This window comes from Desulfobacterales bacterium, assembly GCA_028704555.1.
Classification (GTDB): domain Bacteria; phylum Desulfobacterota; class Desulfobacteria; order Desulfobacterales; family JAQWFD01; genus JAQWFD01.
This window is the reverse complement of the sequence record JAQWFD010000056.1, coordinates 1-17,175: the sequence shown is the minus strand read 5'-3', so window position 1 is coordinate 17,175 and position 17,175 is coordinate 1. Positions and strand designations below refer to the sequence as shown.

The 17,175-nt window shown below is 48.1% G+C and carries 14 protein-coding genes; 11 read left to right on the top strand and 3 right to left on the bottom strand.

Going from position 1 to position 17,175, the window contains the following annotated elements; genetic code table 11:
• Positions 1–411: 411 nt before the first annotated feature.
• The 6 genes from PHQ97_15005 (at position 412) to PHQ97_14980 (ending at position 6,844) form a co-directional block, all read left to right on the top strand.
• Positions 412–1,944: a multiheme c-type cytochrome gene (locus PHQ97_15005; protein MDD4394042.1), complete on the top strand. Its 1,533-nt coding sequence runs from the start codon at positions 412–414 to the stop codon at positions 1,942–1,944.
• A gap of 150 nt (positions 1,945–2,094) precedes the next feature.
• Positions 2,095–3,642 (top strand): SDR family oxidoreductase, encoded by a 1,548-nt coding sequence (locus PHQ97_15000; protein MDD4394041.1) that lies wholly within the window; start codon positions 2,095–2,097, stop codon positions 3,640–3,642.
• Positions 3,643–3,912: 270 nt separating this feature from the next.
• Positions 3,913–4,296, top strand: coding sequence for a pyridoxamine 5'-phosphate oxidase family protein (locus tag PHQ97_14995; protein MDD4394040.1), 384 nt, complete (start codon positions 3,913–3,915; stop codon positions 4,294–4,296).
• A gap of 528 nt (positions 4,297–4,824) precedes the next feature.
• Positions 4,825–5,694, top strand: coding sequence for a hypothetical protein (locus PHQ97_14990; GenBank protein ID MDD4394039.1), 870 nt, complete (start codon positions 4,825–4,827; stop codon positions 5,692–5,694).
• A 137-nt stretch (positions 5,695–5,831) separates the two neighbouring features.
• The gene (locus PHQ97_14985; protein MDD4394038.1) at positions 5,832–6,152 is read left to right on the top strand and encodes a MoaD/ThiS family protein; all 321 of its coding nucleotides are present in this window, start codon (positions 5,832–5,834) and stop codon (positions 6,150–6,152) included.
• The gene (locus PHQ97_14980; GenBank protein MDD4394037.1) at positions 6,152–6,844 is read left to right on the top strand and encodes a HesA/MoeB/ThiF family protein; all 693 of its coding nucleotides are present in this window, start codon (positions 6,152–6,154) and stop codon (positions 6,842–6,844) included. The genes PHQ97_14985 and PHQ97_14980 overlap by 1 nt, the downstream gene beginning before the upstream one ends.
• Positions 6,845–6,870: 26 nt before the next feature.
• Here PHQ97_14980 and PHQ97_14975 read toward each other — a convergent pair whose 3' ends face one another.
• From PHQ97_14975 to PHQ97_14965, 3 genes are read right to left on the bottom strand one after another with little or no spacing between them, the layout of a single operon-like run.
• Positions 6,871–8,235, bottom strand: coding sequence for a sigma-54 dependent transcriptional regulator (locus tag PHQ97_14975; GenBank protein MDD4394036.1), 1,365 nt, complete (start codon positions 8,233–8,235; stop codon positions 6,871–6,873).
• A 2-nt stretch (positions 8,236–8,237) separates the two neighbouring features.
• On the bottom strand, positions 8,238–9,446 hold the full coding sequence (locus PHQ97_14970; GenBank protein ID MDD4394035.1) for an ATP-binding protein: 1,209 nt from the start codon (positions 9,444–9,446) through the stop codon (positions 8,238–8,240).
• Positions 9,446–10,591 carry an iron-containing alcohol dehydrogenase gene (locus tag PHQ97_14965; GenBank protein ID MDD4394034.1) on the bottom strand — a complete coding sequence of 382 codons (1,146 nt, stop codon included), beginning with the start codon at positions 10,589–10,591 and terminating at the stop codon, positions 9,446–9,448. The genes PHQ97_14970 and PHQ97_14965 overlap by 1 nt, the downstream gene beginning before the upstream one ends.
• 551 nt (positions 10,592–11,142) lie before the next feature.
• On the opposite strand from PHQ97_14965, the gene PHQ97_14960 reads away from it, so the two are divergent.
• The 5 genes from PHQ97_14960 to PHQ97_14940 all read left to right on the top strand — a co-directional run bounded on the left by PHQ97_14960 (position 11,143) and on the right by PHQ97_14940 (position 17,018).
• Positions 11,143–11,619: a 4Fe-4S dicluster domain-containing protein gene (locus PHQ97_14960; GenBank protein ID MDD4394033.1), complete on the top strand. Its 477-nt coding sequence runs from the start codon at positions 11,143–11,145 to the stop codon at positions 11,617–11,619.
• Between the two features lie 3 nt (positions 11,620–11,622).
• Positions 11,623–13,443, top strand: coding sequence for an aldehyde ferredoxin oxidoreductase family protein (locus PHQ97_14955; GenBank protein ID MDD4394032.1), 1,821 nt, complete (start codon positions 11,623–11,625; stop codon positions 13,441–13,443).
• 191 nt (positions 13,444–13,634) lie between these two features.
• Entirely contained in the window at positions 13,635–14,087 is a 453-nt protein-coding gene (locus PHQ97_14950; GenBank protein ID MDD4394031.1) for an NAD(P)H-dependent oxidoreductase subunit E, read from the top strand.
• On the top strand, positions 14,084–15,844 hold the full coding sequence (locus PHQ97_14945) for an NADH-ubiquinone oxidoreductase-F iron-sulfur binding region domain-containing protein (GenBank protein MDD4394030.1): 1,761 nt from the start codon (positions 14,084–14,086) through the stop codon (positions 15,842–15,844). Before PHQ97_14950 ends, PHQ97_14945 begins: the two co-directional genes overlap by 4 nt.
• Positions 15,845–15,860: 16 nt before the next feature.
• On the top strand, positions 15,861–17,018 hold the full coding sequence (locus tag PHQ97_14940; protein MDD4394029.1) for a 2Fe-2S iron-sulfur cluster-binding protein: 1,158 nt from the start codon (positions 15,861–15,863) through the stop codon (positions 17,016–17,018).
• Positions 17,019–17,175 lie beyond the last annotated feature (157 nt).

Sequence of the window (17,175 nt, the reverse complement as noted above, 5' to 3'; positions counted from 1 at the left end):
GAGGTCGGCCAACCGGTATGATGAGAGGTTTCCTTTGAAAGGATTCCTTATACTATCGGATTGACCGGCCTCTTTTTTTTGCACTTCGTTTTATGTCAATTTAAAAAAACTGGATCATCGAGTTTAAAGATAGTATAACTCATATAAATTACAACTGTTTAAATACAGATATTGCAGGATGGCTGCGAGAAAAGCATAAATTCATGTTCTTTCAGCCGCTTAGCAGAATCTGCAGATGTATTAAATTTTTTTTAACCATGTGCTGTTCCATGGGGCCGGGACATCGTCAATCAGAGCGTTTCGTCAGGCCTGGAAATAGAGCAGTCCCGTCCGAGTTATCAGCAGCTGTATCATCATCGGCTACCTGCGTGAATCAAATACCTATCTGTTTCATAACGCCGGGAGGATTGTATGAATGCCTTTATCATTGCTTTGGAAATGGTTCTGGGTATCTGTTTTTTGACGCAAACAGGGATCAGTGCACAAGTGCCGGTCAGTGAATCTACACAGACGTGCATCGCATGCCATGAATCCATTCATCCCGGTATTGTGGAAGACTGGAGAGCAGGCCGTCATGCAGCGATGACACCGAAACTGGCCATGGCGGTCAAAGGCCCCGGATTAAAAGTGTCAAGTGCCGCTGTGCCGGAATATCTGAAAGCGGCTGCGGTGGGATGTGCTGAATGCCATACGCTCAGATCCGCATCACATCAGGATACGTTCAGCCATAATGGCTATGACGTGCATGTGGTGGTCAGTCCGGATGACTGTGCTGTCTGTCACAGTCAGGAGCAGGAGCAGTTTGCTAAAAACATCATGGCACACGCCAGGAAAAATCTGGCTGAAAATCCGGTGTATCATCAGCTTCAGGAGACCATCATCGGCAGCTCTGTTTTCAAAGAAGGCAAGGTGGTCAGTGAACCATCCGATTCGCTTACTCAGGCCGAAACATGCTTTTACTGCCATGGAACAATCCTTCAGGTCACCGGCATTCAAACCCGGGATACGGTTTTAGGGGAAATGGATTTTCCGGAAATTGACGGATGGCCCAATCAGGGGGTAGGGCGGGTCAATCCGGACAAAAGCCTCGGTGCCTGTTCCGCCTGTCACACGCGGCATCAGTTTTCGATCAAAATGGCCCGAAAACCCTATACGTGCAAGGAGTGTCATGTGGGTCCGGATGTGCCCGCGTTCAAGGTGTACACGGCAAGCAAGCACGGAAATATTTTTTCTTCCATGTCTGATACCTGGAATTTTAACGCGGTGCCATGGACCATCGGCAGGGATTTTATCGCTCCGACCTGTGCTGCCTGCCATATCAGTCAACTGGCAAACGTGGACGGAGACCAGGTAGCCGAGAGAACCCATCAGGTGAGTAACCGGCTCTCATGGCGGATTTTTGGCCTGATATACGCCCATCCCCAACCCAGATCACCGGATACCACCATCATTAAAAACAAGGACGGCTTGACCCTGCCAACGGGGTTTGACGGATCTGTTGCAAAAAACTGGCTGATCGATGAAAAAACGGCAACGGATCGAACTGCCTCCATGCAGGCCATCTGCCGGAACTGCCATGATACCGGATGGGTCACCGCTCACTGGCAGCGGTATGAACACACGATTCGAACCAGCAATGCCGCCGTGCTGACGGCTACTTCGATTATGGGAGAGATCTGGGAAAACAGGTTTGCTGAAGGACTTTCAGAAGGGAAAAATCCATTTGATGAAGCCGTGGAAAAAAAGTGGCAGGATGCATGGCTGTTTTATGCCAATACCATACGCTTTACATCGGCCATGGCAGGAGGTGGAGATTTCGGGGTTTTTGCAGACGGGCGCTATCATTTGTCTGAACGTATTCGGGAGCTTGAAGAGTGGCTGGATTTAAGATATCGTATAGATCAAAATTCCGGCAGAGGCATTCCATCAAACACAGCGCCATAGTAAATCCCGTCGTTGCATGAATAAAAGGGCTATCGGTAGCAGACTGCCGCTTTACCCCTGGACGCCTTGGAGCTGAAGTATTCTCGACTTTTGCAACGACCGGGTAAAATCGATACGGGTAAATTGTAATCAGGGAAAAGGGGAGGTGAAATGGGAAACTTCGTGTTGGTGACCGGAGCGACCGGCTATGTGGGGGGACGACTGATACCGAGATTGCTTGAATCAGGATATCATGTAAAGGCGTTTGGACGGTCTATAGAAAAGATGTCATCCCGACCGTGGAGTTCACATCCGAATGCTGTTCTGGCGCAGGGCAATGCGCTGGATTGTGATTCTCTGAAAGTTGCGGCGAAGGATTGTTATGCGGCATATTATCTGGTCCATTCGATGAACCCCCGGCATGCCGATTTTGCCGAAGCAGACAGAAATGCAGCCCGGAATATGGCTGAGGCGGCGGCCGGTGCCAATATGCAGCGGATTATTTATCTCGGCGGTCTGGGAGATATGGATGATCCGAAGTTGAGCGATCATTTGAAATCACGTCATGAGGTGGCCGGAATCCTTCAGTCCGGTCCGGTACCGGTCACCCATTTAAGGGCGGCCATGGTTTTGGGCTCCGGAAGCGCTTCATTTGAAATTCTGCGGTATCTATGTGAACGGCTGCCCATACTGATTACTCCGGGTTGGGTAAAAACCCCCTGCCAGCCGATTGCCATTCGAAATGTGCTTCATTATCTCCAGGGATGTCTGGAATCGGCTGAAACAATCGGGCAGACATACGATATCGGAGGCCCCGATATACTCACCTACCGGAAGCTTATGGAGATTTATGCCGAGGAAGCCGGTCTTCCGCGAAGATGGATCATTCCGGTTCCGGGGCTGACGCCTGCGTTAAGCGCCTACTGGATTCATCTGATCACGCCGGTTCCCGCATCACTGGCAAGACCTCTGGTTGAAGGGCTGGCCATTAATGTGACGTGTCGGGAACATAGCATCCGGTCGATTATCCCGCAGAAGCTGTTAAGCTGCAGGGAAACGATCCGCCTGGCCATGGAGCGAATTCAGCAGGAACTGGTCGAAACCCGATGGTCTGATGCCGGGGTGCTGTTTATTCCGGAATGGAGCCATTGCGGTGACGCGCAGTACGCCGGCGGAAATATTCTCGAATGCGGGTATCGGGTGCATTTGAAAGCGAGTGCCGATGAAGTCTGGGAACCGGTCACCCGGATCGGCGGTGTCAGGGGCTGGTATTTTGGGGATGCGCTGTGGCGGCTTCGGGGAGATCTGGACCGGTTGCTGGGGGGAAGCGGCCTGAAACGAGGACGCCGGCATCCGTCAAAATTATATGTCGGAGATGCCCTGGATTTCTGGCGGGTTCTGGAGGTGGACGAGCCTCGGCGACTGGTTCTGCTGGCCGAAATGAAACTGCCCGGGGAAGCATTGCTGGAATTCAGGATCAAGCCCCTGGCCGCTGATCGGGTTGAACTTCAGCAACTTGCTCGGTTCCTGCCGAAAGGGCTTATGGGTCTGTTATACTGGATGGCGTTTTATCCGTTTCATAAATGGATTTTCGGCGGAATGCTCAGAAACATAGCCCGATCAATCGGAAAACCCATCACCTATGGCCCCAAACGGATTCCACTGAAATCCAAAAATGCATGCAGAATATTATCGGATGATAGAAAAGAAAAGGACTGAGTGTTGGGAGATAAGGGCGTAGACAAAAACAGGTGTAGGGGCGGCCCCCTGTGTCCGTCCATTGGAGAATAAAATAGATAACAGGGTATGAACGGGATGGCAGGGATGATTGCTGCTGGGGATGTCATCCGGCCCGAAGGTCGCCCCTAAAGGCCTGAGGCCGTCCGTCCCTCGCTCCGAACTTTCGTAACGCAGCCAGGCAGGATGCATCGGCGCTTAAAATGGGAAGTTATTTTTGAGTGAGCCCTCAGCAGCTTTTAAGGAGACGTTATGGAACTTTACGACTATTTCGAGAACACAGAAGGTTTAAGCATCCTTTCGACGGCAAGTAAAGATGGGAAAGTAGATATCGCCATTTACTCCCGCCCCCATATCCTGGAGGACGGAACGGCCGCATTTATTATGAATGACCGGTTGACGCATGCCAATGTCCTGTCCAATCCGCATGCAGCGTTTCTGTTTATGGAAAAAGGCCAGGGATATCGGGGAAAGCGAATGTCTCTGACCTTTATCCGGGAGGAAACCGATATCGAAAAAATTAATTCACTCCGTCGTAAATACTGTCCGGAGGAACAGGAAATTTTTAGAAAGCCTTTGTTTCTGGTTGTTTTCACGGTGGACAAGGTGTTGCCGCTGATTGGATCGGGTGATTGATGCAAATGGATCATAACAGAAATCGGGAACAGGACCTTCACCGTGCAGCGGCGGTTACCAGCTTTACGTTTTTCAGAAGCCGTGTCAATTCATCCGTGTCGGCAGTCGATGGGTCTGAACCCTTATCCAAATGGCGTTTTGATCAGATTTATCTGGCGCATGTGGCGGTAACCGATATCGGTAAACATATTCACCATTACACTGGGCAGACGTCTCGCGATGCGTTGGAAATTGCCGGTGTGTTTCAGGAATCTGACCCCACCCGTTTCCAACCAGGAAATGCAGACCCCGGCAAGCACCCGTGTGACTTATTGGGAAGGCGGCGTCCGCGCAACAGGAACCCGCATGGCAAAACCGGTGACCGGGCCGGGCGTAGGGGCTTTATGCTTTGGGATGAATGGGTGAACAATATAAAAAGATCAGACTGGCTTCCATCGACTCACGACTCATCCCTCACGACTGTTATAATCCTTGCGTTTTACGTGAATTATAATCCAAATTATCAAAAGAGAGAACTGACGAAGTTATATGTTAAAATTAAATGTTGTTATGGCGCAATTAAGCAGATTGTTTGACCAGCTGGAACGTGCCTGGAAAAGTCTCCGGCTTCATCAGATCATCGGAACCATTGTTGTTTTCAGTTATATTCTAGCCCTTATCATGATTGAGGCCAACCGGAACAATCTCATTCCCGCGCCGCTGAACAGTTATTTCCCGCTCAGTCATTTTATGGCCATTGATATGGCATTTACCCTTGTACTGGTGTTTGAAGTCCTGGGCCTGATTTTTTCCATAGCAGGTTCTGTGTCAATTTCAGTTGCAAAACAGTTTGAAATACTCTCTCTTATTTTGTTGAGAGATTCATTCAAGGAATTTTCCCACTTCAGCGAACCTCTGGTATGGGACCAGATCTCTAATTCGCTTGTTTCTATTGTCGTTACAGCCACCGGGGCGCTTCTGATATTTACGGTATTGGGCATTTATTACAAAATTCAGCAGCCGAATCCGATTACGAAAGACGAGCATGACAAACTGTCCTTTATTATTACAAAAAAGGCAATTGCCATATTCCTGTTGATCAGTTTCGGGTTTATCTCGATGGACAGCCTCCTGGCCTATATTCTCCATGCCCCTGCCAATTCAATGTTTGAATCGTTTTATACGATTCTGATATTCAGTGATATCCTGATTGTTCTGATATCCATCCGGTGCAGTACCAGCTACCATGTGGCATTCAGAAATTCAGCCTATGCCGTGGCGACCGTGATGATCCGTCTTGCCCTGATGGCTCCGCTGACTATCTGCGCGCTGCTGGGATCCGGTGCCGCCGTATTTACGCTTTCCGTCACGTTTGTCTACAATAAATTGTTACCGGTATTGCATCAGAACAGCGATTGACACTGCATCATTCTTTTCGATGCGGATCTGCGTCATTCCCGGTTGTTGAGACATCGGTCGGGACCGATATGGCGGGGCCTTAATGGCTTGACATTATCCGTTTATACCTATTATATATTTTTACAATTGGATTGCTGATGGATTTAAACTCAGGTTCGAAAGAAAGGTTGGCGCTGAATATGATTACCGTAAATTTCTATGCTACCGTTCGCATGATTGTAGGCCGAAAGCAGTTGACGGTCAGTTCCAAAGCGTTTGATGTGGCCGGACTCCTGGAGGAATGTGAGACAGTTACCGGCAAACGTTTTATTAACAAACTCCTGAATGAGGCTGGCGCTATTATACCGGGTGTCATTATTCTGGTCGACGGGATAAATATCCACCACCTTGACGGTACCGCATCTGCTGTTAAGGATGGGGCAGTGGTTTCCGTATTTCCGCCCGGTGGCGGCGGTTGATGGATTATAAGAAAATATTTGCGAGAAATATCGCTTCCTGGGGCGAAGAAAAACAGAAAGTACTGGCAGAAAGCACCATACTGGTCGCCGGTATCGGGGGCCTGGGATGTGTGGTGTCCGAATTGCTGGTCCGTTCGGGGATCGGTCGATTGATTACCATCGATCGGAAAGAGATTGACGAGCCGGATTTAAACCGGCAGGCGCTTTACACACTTGATGACCTTGGCAAGTCCAAGACAGACGTCTCAACTGAACGTCTGCGGGCGATTAACGGGTTTACGGAAATAGCGCCTATCAATATTACCATCGATGAAGTGGATTTTTCGAGGAAGATGGCCCGATACCGGTTTGACGGCATTGCGGATTGCCTTGACAATTACCCGGGCCGTTTTGCACTGGAGACGATATTAAAGCCCGGCGAGTTCCTGGTGCATGGCGGGATTCTGAATGACTATGGTCAGATTACCACCGTAGCAAGAGGAAAAACTCCTTTGCTCAGGGATATTTATGGCGGATTAACAGACGCCTGTGACGTGATTCCGGTTTCACCGCAGATTGTGTTCTGTGTGTCCAGCATCATGGCGAATGAAATTTTAAAAAATCTCTGGGGCGAACCTCAACTGATGAGTAAGCTGTTGGTCGTTGAATTGTCGGATTATTCCATGACCCAAATCGATCTGGCAATGAACTAGCGGGTGGCCATCAGCCAATAACCGCCTCACTCCTCAATCCCAAAATCCTTCAGCTTTCGATACAGCGTTTTTCTGCCGATTCCCAGGAGGTCGGCTGTCTGGGTGCGGGATCCGTTCGTTGTTTTCAGGACCTTTAAGATATGCCGTCTTTCCATTTCTTTTAATGAGTGAATTTGTGTGTCATCGGTCATGGAACCGATGGCCTCTTCGCCCTGAGATGCCTCTAACAGCTTGAACGGAAGTTCTTTTTCGGTAATCAGTCCGTCTTCGGCAAGGATGATCCCTCTTTCAATGACGTTTTTCAGCTCCCGTATATTTCCGGGCCAGTGATATTCGGTAAGACATTTCATGGCCCGATCGGTTATCCGGCAGGGGATTCCGATCGGGTTGGATTTGAGAAAATGCTGTGCCAGTGCGGGAATCTCTTCTTTTCTCTCCCGTAACGGCCTGATTTCAATATTGAAGACATTGATTCGATGATACAGGGCTTCGCTGAACCGGCCGGCTGCCGCTTCCTCAACCAGATTGCGGTTGGTAGCGAATATGAAGCGGGTATCCACGGTCCGCTCTTCTTTATCGCCTACCCGCCGGTACATCTGGCTTTCCAGCACGCGCAGAAGGGACGCCTGCACTTCCATGGGCAGCTCTCCGATTTCATCCAGAAAGAGGGTGCCTTTATGCGCCATCGCCAATAAACCTTCCCGGGTTTCATCTGCTCCGGTAAATGCCCCTTTGCAATACCCGAAAAGTTCGCTGCGAATCAGTTCGTTTTGCAGTGTGCCGCAGTTTTTGGTGATCAGGGGCTGGTTTGCCCGCTTGCTCTGGCTGTGAATAATTTTGGCGATAAAGCTTTTTCCGACGCCGCTGTCTCCGGTGAGGAGTACCGGAACATCTGTGGGGGAGACCTTTCTGATCAGATAATGAATATGCTCCATTACCGCAGAATTGCAGAGGAGTTTTTCCGGTGGCTCGCTTTTCTGGCTGTGGCGCAGCATGCGGTTTTCACGCTTCAGACAAATCCGCTGATATGCCTTTTCCACGACCATGTCCAGATGATCCAGGTTGAAAGGCTTGGTGATGTAGTCGTACGCACCGATTTTCATCGCTTTTACGGCGGTATCGATATCACCGAATCCGGTTATCAGAATTACTTCGATCGGAGGAATTTCGTCAATGAAATTTCTCATGAGATCCAGACCGTTTCCATCCGGCAGGTTGATATCCAGAATAATGATGTCCAGATTGTGTTTCCGGGTGATGGAGAACGCCTCCCGGGCATTTGCGGCGGTGAGAATCTGGCGGTTGGATGATCCCAGCTCTTTACGAATCAATCGTCGGATAGGCTCTTCATCATCGACAACTAAAATATTTATGAAATCTGTTTCCTGCATCGTCAATCACATGAATGTGGAAGTTTTACCTCAAATGTTGATCCCTTGCCTTCCTGGCTGATGACGTTAATTTCCCCATCATGCTGATGTATAATATTGTAACAGGTGGAAAGGCCAACGCCGATTCCCTGACCCACCGGTTTTGTGGTGAAAAAGGGTTCAAATAAGTGCTGAATGTTTTTTTCCGGTATGCCGCAGCCCGTATCCTGAACGGAAATAATGATCCATCTGTCTTTTTCAAATCGGGTATGAATCGAGATGGCCCCTTTGCTTTTTATCGCATCCAGTGCATTGAGAATCAGATTCAGGATGACCTGTTTTAATTCCGCTGATATGCCCCTGACATAGGGAATGGATCGGTCCAGATCCAGTTTGACCGTACCGGGTGGAAGATGTTTGAGCTTATGGTGAAGCAGCTTAACGATATCTTCGATCAGGTCGTTGATATCAATCGCTAAAAATTCCGGTTGCTTCCGGGGACTGAATGTCAGCAGGTTTTTTACGATCTCACGGCACCGATTGCACTCGGTCAATATGGTGTCAATATATTCATGAAAGTCATCCGCCAGAATTCTGCATGACTGGCTGCTGCCCAGGCACTTGTCCAATGCCGGCATCCGGCGCTTGATCCCTTCGGCAAAACCGCTGATAGCAGCCAGTGGATTATTGATTTCGTGGGCGACACCGGCTGCAAGCAGGCCAATGGTAGCCATTTTTTCAGTATATAAGTATTTGGCCTCATATTCCTTTTCCATCGTGACATCCCGCATCAGCAGCAGAACGCTTTCCGGATGGCCGTTTTTATCGCGGAGAGGGGAGGCGGTAATTTCAAAATGAGAATTTTTTCCGTTTAAAGGGATAATCGACAGGCCTCTGTTCAGGGAGTTGGTTTCCAGTGCCTTCTGCATGGGACATTCCGGGCAGGGGTGGTTCCGGCCTCGAAGCACTTTATGGCACAGCAGATTTTCCGCGGTGTTGACGTTAAATACCGAATGAAACAATTGATTGACGGACTGGATGCGATAATCCGGAGTGACTACGACGATTACATCCGTAATACCATCGAGAATCGCTTGAATTTCCTGCCTCTTTTGTTCAAGTTCCCGGTTGGACGCTTGCAGTTCCTGTACTTTTTTTTGTACTTCACCGAAAAACCCGAGTTTGGTATGGCCAAAACCGATCAGGTCTTCTAACTTTGTTGTTTTCTGCATTACCAGACCTCTTCGCAGATTTGGAGCATCTGTTCCCAGGTAGCCGGCCGCGGGTTGGTCAGCAGGCATGAATCATACATTGCCATCTGGCATACCAGAGGCAATGTCTCGCGATCCGATACAATGTCTCTTAACCGGGTTGTGACGTTCAGAGAAGCGCAAAATTTTTCGAGTTTCTCAATCCCTGCGTGAGCGGTCGATTCATCGGTTTGAAGGCGTTTGCCCAGGATGATTTCCCCGAATTTTGCAATTTTATTCACACAGACCGGCAGGTTATAACGCATGACCGGCGCCAGCAGAATGGGATGAATCAAACCGTGGACCACATCCAGCATGCCGCCTAAAGAGTGTGCAATGGCATGCTCCATTCCCAGACTGGCATTGCTGAAGGCAATGGCCGCTGATGTGCTCGCTATGGCTAAATTTTCCAGATCATCCAGCTGGCGGTATTTTAATGCCAATGGCAGATGCTTTAAAATAAGATCAATGGCTTTCAGGGACCTGACTTCCGTAAGGGGGCTTGCCAGAAGGGATACATATGATTCAATGGCATGTGCCAGGGCGTCGATAGCCGATGTTATGATCAGACCTTCCGAGTTTGTCATCAGAAGAATCGGATCGACGATGGATATGTTGGGCACCAAGGTCCGGCTGATAATCGACATTTTGATATTGCGTTTTGCGTCCGTGATGATAGCAAACTGGGAGATATCCGATCCCCCTCCGGCGGTGGAGGGAAGAAAAATCATGGGCGGCAGAGGGCTCTGAATGCGGTTTGCACCTTCATAGTCTCTGATACAGCCTCCATTGCTTGTAAGAAGCGCGATTCCCTTTGCCGTGTCCATAGGACTGCCACCCCCCAGCGACATGACCACATCGCAACCCTCCTGCCGGTATAATCGAGCACCTTCCTCAATATCAAGATCTCTGGGATTGGGGACAACGGTCGTGAATTTGATCCACTTCAGATTTTCTCTTTCAAGTATTTCAAAGATCAGGTCGAGCCATCCGGTTTTTTCCAGTCCGCTGTCACTGACAAATAATATTTTTTCTGCACCCAGTCGCCGTGCGGTTATGCCGGCATATTTCAAACTGCCGCGGCCGAAAAAAATTTCCGGAACAGAGATTTTGTAGATATTCATCATGCCTCCGTTCTGCCTTCTGAAAAATCGATGAACGAATAAATCAAACTTGTTGGTTTAATTGATATTTTAACGTTAATGGGTCAAAAAAACTTTTAAATGGCAGTGTGGGTCAAAAGTACCCGATATTTTTTAGCGTATGTGTAAATATGACTCAAAGACGGGGTGGCAGGTCCGGGTGCCAGATCCGCCGGATAGCGGAATTAAAAAAATATAATTATAATAAACTGTAATAACAAATGGTTAAAAAAGATAGCTGAAAAAAATCAGTTTTTTAATTCAAGTGGCCTTGATTTTGCGTTGATTGAAAATCAACCGGACAGGAAGTTTAAGACTTCCCGTCCATTCAAGATTAAAGCGTTTAACACAATAAATAGATCGGTTGTTTTGTAGGCGGTTTTTTAAAAAGCGTCCAGATGCAGGGTCGATAAAATTGGTTGCATGCGATGCCCCGAGACAGGCGCGGCATCGATGAGGAGAGAAATTTAGCCCCGGCATCCGGCCATGTTATGAAACCGTCGCATAACGTTATGTTAACATGGGGAGGTACGAATATGCAAAATGTACTGCTGCTTCAACCTGAAAAATGCATCGATTGTCGTTCATGTCAGCTGGCATGCACTTTGAAACATTATGGAAACTTTAGCCTGGCAAAATCCAGAATTGAGGTGCTGTCTTCGCCAATGAAATTTTCGGTTCCGTTGACTTGTCTTCAGTGTGATGATCCGGCTTGTGCCAAAGTCTGTGTTGTCGACGCTCTGGTTAGAAATCCGGAAACCGGTCTTGTTGAGTATAATGCTGAAAAATGCATCGGCTGTAGAATGTGCGTGACGGCTTGTCCGTTCGGCAATATCTCATATGACAGAGCATTAAAAACGGTCATTAAATGTGATACCTGCCATGGTGATCCGGAATGTGCCAAATTTTGTCCGACCGGTGCGATTCAATGGATAAAAGCCGATCTGGAAACCCTGGACAGAAAAAAGGCTATGTCAGCAAAATTTGAACAGGTATTCGGAAAGGAGGCATAAGCTATGTACGGATGGATAGGAAAGATACTGCGCGTAAACTTGTCTGATGGCAGAATTCAAACCGAGAACCTCAATAAACAGTGGGCAAAAGATTACTTGGGCGCCAGAGGTCTTGGAACAAGATATTTTGTCGCTGAGGTCGATCCGGAAGTTGATCCGTTGTCTTCCGAAAACAAGCTTATCTTTGCAAGCGGTCCGATGACAGGGGGGCTCGGTGCATCAACCGGCCGTTATGAAGTGGTAACCAAAGGGCCTCTTACCGGCGCGATCGCTGCGGCCAATTCCGGCGGCATGTTCGGTGTCATGATGAAATATGCCGGTTATGATATGGTTATTTTTGAAGGGGTTTCCGAAAAACCGGTTTACCTGTTTATTGATGATGACAAAGTGGAAATTCGAGATGCATCCCATATCTGGGGTAAAACCTCCGGTGAAACAACCGATGCCCTGCTACTTGAAACGGATCCGATGGCCAAGGTCGCCTGTATCGGTCCTACGGGTGAAAAACTGATCCGGTTTGCCTCGATTATGAATGAAAAAGATCGTGCAGCCGGCAGATCCGGCGTGGGTGCGGTCATGGGCTCTAAAAAATTAAAAGCGGTCGTTGTAAAGGGAACCGGCGCTGTAACGCCGGCGGATCCGGTAAAAGTCAGATCGGTTGCATTGAGCATCAGAAAAATGATGGCGGAAAATCCCGTGTGCGGAGAAGGCCTTCCGACGTTTGGCTCTAATATACTCATGAATATCATTAATGCCAGCGGTGCGCTTCCGACGCGTAATTTTCAGGAGTCCTATTTCCCCGAGGCAGATCATATCAGCAGTGAAACCATGAATAAGCAGCAGCTCGTCCGCAAACGGGGATGTTTTGGATGCACCATTGCCTGCGGCAGGGTCACTCAGGTAACCCATCCAAAATATGCAGGATTTGGCGAAGGGCCTGAATATGAAACTGCATGGGCCTTTGGTGCACAGTGCGGGGTGGATAATCTTGATGCCGTTATCAAGGCCAATTTTATCTGCAATGAACAGGGCTTTGATACCATTACCATGGGGTCCACGATCGGTTGTGCCATGGAGCTGTATCAAAAAGGCTATCTCACCAAAGAAGAAGCCGGCATGGAAATCAACTTCGGCGATCCGGATGTCGTTATTAAATTGGTTGAAATGACTGCCAAACGCGAAGGCTTTGGTGATAAACTGGCCGAAGGCTCTTACCGCCTTGCCGAATCCTACGGGCATCCGGAATTGTCTATGACGGTGAAAAAACAGGAAATCCCGGCTTACGATCCCCGCGCCATTCAGGGCATCGGACTTACCTATGCAACGGCAAATTGCGGCGCAGCCCATGTCCGGGGATACCTGATTTCTCCTGAAATTCTCGGTCTGCCTGAAAAACTGGATCAGCATGAAATAGAAGGCAAAGACGTGTGGTGTAAAATATTTCAGGATCTGACCGCAGCAGTTGATTCGGCCGGGTTATGCCTGTTTACTACATTTGCCCTGGGGGGTCAGCAAATAGCGGATCAGCTGGCGGCCATGACCGGAATTGACTATACCGTAGAGTCGGTCCTGCAGTGCGGCGAGCGGATTAACAACCTGGAGCGATTGTTCAACATGAAGGCCGGTTTTACAAAGGCAGACGACACGTTGCCTCCAAGGTTGCTCAATGATCCTGTTGTCGCAGGCCCGGCTAAGGGCCGGGTCAGCCGATTGGATGAAATGCTGCCGAAATATTATGCGACCCGGGGCTGGGATGAAGATGGGGTGCCATTGGCCGAAAAACTTCAGGAGCTGGGTCTGGACAAAATTTCATTCATTAAATAATGATATCCCATACCGATTTAGCAATTGCAAACGGTATTAAATAGCTTCGGACCTTTCGATAAAGGGGATACAGGGCTTTCAGCGATTTTCAAATGCACCGTTTTAGAGCCCTGTACTTCATTATAACAAACTCAAGTTAAAGAGTCAGCTGAACCATAATTTGCTAAACGCAGACTAAGATAGGCGCCGCTATGAAAAATGATATAAATCTGGAACAATACGCTGATGATTCATCTGCAATTATTCAGGCGATGCAGGATATACAGAATACATACAACTATATATCAAAAGACAATCTTAAAAAAATCAGTCAGTCGACGGGGGTACCGTATTCTTATGCGTATGCGATCGCTACGTTTTATAAAGCATTTTCACTGGTAGAAAAGGGCAGGTATATCATTAAGGTCTGCGAAGGGACCGCCTGCCATTTAAAACTATCAGAAAATATATCGGATGAGATCCAAAGTTATCTGGGGATAGGGGTTGATGAAACAACCGATGATAAACTCTTTACCCTTGAAACAGTTAATTGCATCGGGGCTTGTGCAATGGCGCCTGCAATGTCGATCAATGAAAAAATTTACGGGCATTTGACACGCAAAAAAGTCAGAGATATCATTGACAGACTTCGGGAGGCGCAATGAAAATTAAATTTTTAGTTTGTGGGGATGTGGGCTGCCTGGGAAATGGAAGCCAGGAAATTTATGAGAGGTTTCAGAATCATAAACAGGACTGGTTTGAGATTAAACTGACCGGTTGCCAGGGATTTTGCGCGGCAGGTCCGGTCATTCAGGTACAGCCCGGCGATATCTTTTATCAAAAAGTAAAGCCGGATGATGTTGAAGAAATTATAGAAAAAGCCAGACAGCATCAGGTGGTTGACCGGCTGCTCTGGAAAGATGCCAAAACCAGGGAAAAATTCGAAAAAGTTCATGAGATTCCCTTTTACAGAAAACAGAAAAAAATTGTTTTAAATACCAATGGGCAGGTGGATCCTGAAAGTATTGACGATTATCTTGATTTCGGCGGTTATGATGCATTGAAGAAAACCCTGACGTTGCATCCGGAAGATATCGTAAATGAAATCATAAAGTCAGGACTCAGAGGCCGCGGCGGTGGAGGGTTTTCTACCGGACGCAAATGGAAGAGCATATTCGAATCAGAACAGACGCCTAAGTATGTCCTTTGCAATGGCGATGAGGGCGATCCCGGCGCATTTATGGATCGAAGTGTTATGCAGGGAACACCCCATCTGGTTCTGGAGGGAATGGCCATTGCCGCCTATGCCGTGGGATCGACTCAGGGGTATATATATGTTCGGGATGAATATCCGATTGCCATAAAAAACCTGAGAATTGCGATTGATGCCGCAAAGAAAAAAGGCTTTTTGGGCGATCAAATAATGGGAACTGACTTTTCCTTTGACATCAAAATCAAGCGGGGTGCCGGTGCCTTCGTATGCGGTGAGTCATCTGCGCTGATGCGATCGATTGAGGGGAAAATAGGCGAGCCCAATGAAAAATACGTTCATGCGGCTGAAGCCGGTCTCTGGAAAAAACCCAGTCTGCTCAATAATGTCGAAACCTTTGCCAATGTGCCCTACATCATATTAAATGGTGCCGATAAATACCGCGAACTGGGAACGGAAGGCTCGCCTGGCACCAAAGTGTTTTCGCTGGTCGGCAAGATAAAAAATGCCGGATTGATCGAAGTGCCGATGGGAATAGCGCTTCGTGAAATCATTTATGACGTGGGCGGTGGAATTTCAAAGAACAGACCGTTTAAAGCCGTTCAAACCGGCGGGCCTTCCGGAGGCTGTATCCCGATCGATTATATGGATTTGCCGATCGATTATGATTCCCTGACCCGTGTTGGTTCCATGATGGGCTCCGGTGGCATGATTGTCATGGATGACTGTGACTGTATGGTGGAACTGGCCAGGTATTTTACCAGGTTTCTGATGGAAGAATCCTGCGGTAAATGTACGCCGTGCCGTGAAGGCCTGATGCAGGTATATAGTATCCTCGAACGGATTACACGCGGTGAAGGCAGAATGGAAGATATCGAACTGCTTGAAGAGCTCGGGGAATATATCAGTGAAAGCGCCTTGTGCGGTCTGGGTAAAAGTGCTCCCAATCCGTTGTTGAGTACCCTTCGGTATTTTAAACATGAATATATCGATCATATCGAGAATAAACATTGTACGGCGGGTGTATGCAAGAGGTTGACTCGATTTGAAATTGACCCGGAAGCATGCAAAAAATGCGGAGCATGTTATAAGGCGTGTGTCGTCAGTGCCATTGAAAAAGCAGATGATGGAACGTACAAAATCAATCAGGATAAATGCGTTAAATGCGGTGAATGTAGACTCTCCTGTAACTTTAACGCGATAACATGGTAAATTGCGGAGATAACCGATGATAGATATTTATATCAATGATAATAAATTCAAAGCCGAAAAAGATGCCAAACTGATTGAGGTGTGCAGAGAACATAATATTTATATCCCCTCGCTGTGTTATCATCCGGCATTGCCCGAATATGGGGGGTGCAGGCTGTGCCTGGTGGAGCTTAGAAAAGGGGACTGGTCAAAACTGGTTGCTTCCTGTGCCTATCCGATTCGTAAGACGGAATATTTTTATACGGATACGGAAAAGGTGAAAAAATCCAGAATGATGTCGGCACAGTTATTACTGGCCAGGGCCCCGGAGGCTAAGCCGGTGATAGAGAATATCCTGCGTGAACCCGTTGAAAATCGATTTGAACCGATCGGAGCGAAAAATAAAAAATGTGTTTTGTGCGGGTTATGTTACAGAGCCTGCCATGAACAGGGGACTGCCGCTATATATACTACGGGTCGCGGGGCAGACAAGGTGGTAGAAACCCCGTACAGGGAAGCCAATGAGGATTGTATCGGGTGCTTTACCTGCAGCAATATATGTCCGACAGGTGCGATCAAGGAAAAAATGCAATCTGATACTCGTTCACTCTGGCATCAGAGCTTTGACCTTCTCAGGTGTCCCATCTGTGGCCGGCAACATATAACAAAGGGTATGGTTGCCTATGAAATGGAAAAAACCGGGCTCCATGTCATTGATCTGCTCATTTGCCCCAGGTGCCGTCAGCAGAAACTGGGCAGGGATATGTTGTCCGGCTTTACACCAGATAAATCCCTGCTTCGATCCAATCCCGAATATCTGCATTGTCCGGTATGTGGAGATGTTCATATTACCCGGCCGATTGTGGATTATATTGTCGAAAATACCGGCCTGCCGGAAATAGAAATCCTGGTGTGTCCCACATGCCGTGAAGGCAGAATCGGATCTGATCGTTCGGTAACCGGCATTCTCACGCCAAAAAAATCTGAAGACAAGGATACGAAAAAAACCGGGCCGCTGCATTGTCCGGTATGTGGGGAAGAGCATATTACCTCGAAGGTATTTAAATTCGTCCGGAAAAAGACCGGATTTTCCGATGTGGATATACTGATCTGTCCGAAATGCCGACTGAAAAAATTAAGCCGTGGCATGCTGACCGGATTCAGCGCTGAAAAGCAGTTTCTTGAAAAGCTTTAAGGGCATCGGCAAGATGGTGCAATTCATTTTTGGGGCTTGATCATAACTGCGGCCACCATGTCACGGGGTCCGTCCCGCCCATTGCCGGCTTCTCCAGCACGATCCGGGGGATGCCGGGCCCATGAAGCTAAAGCGCAAAAACTCGGCAAGCCTCAAA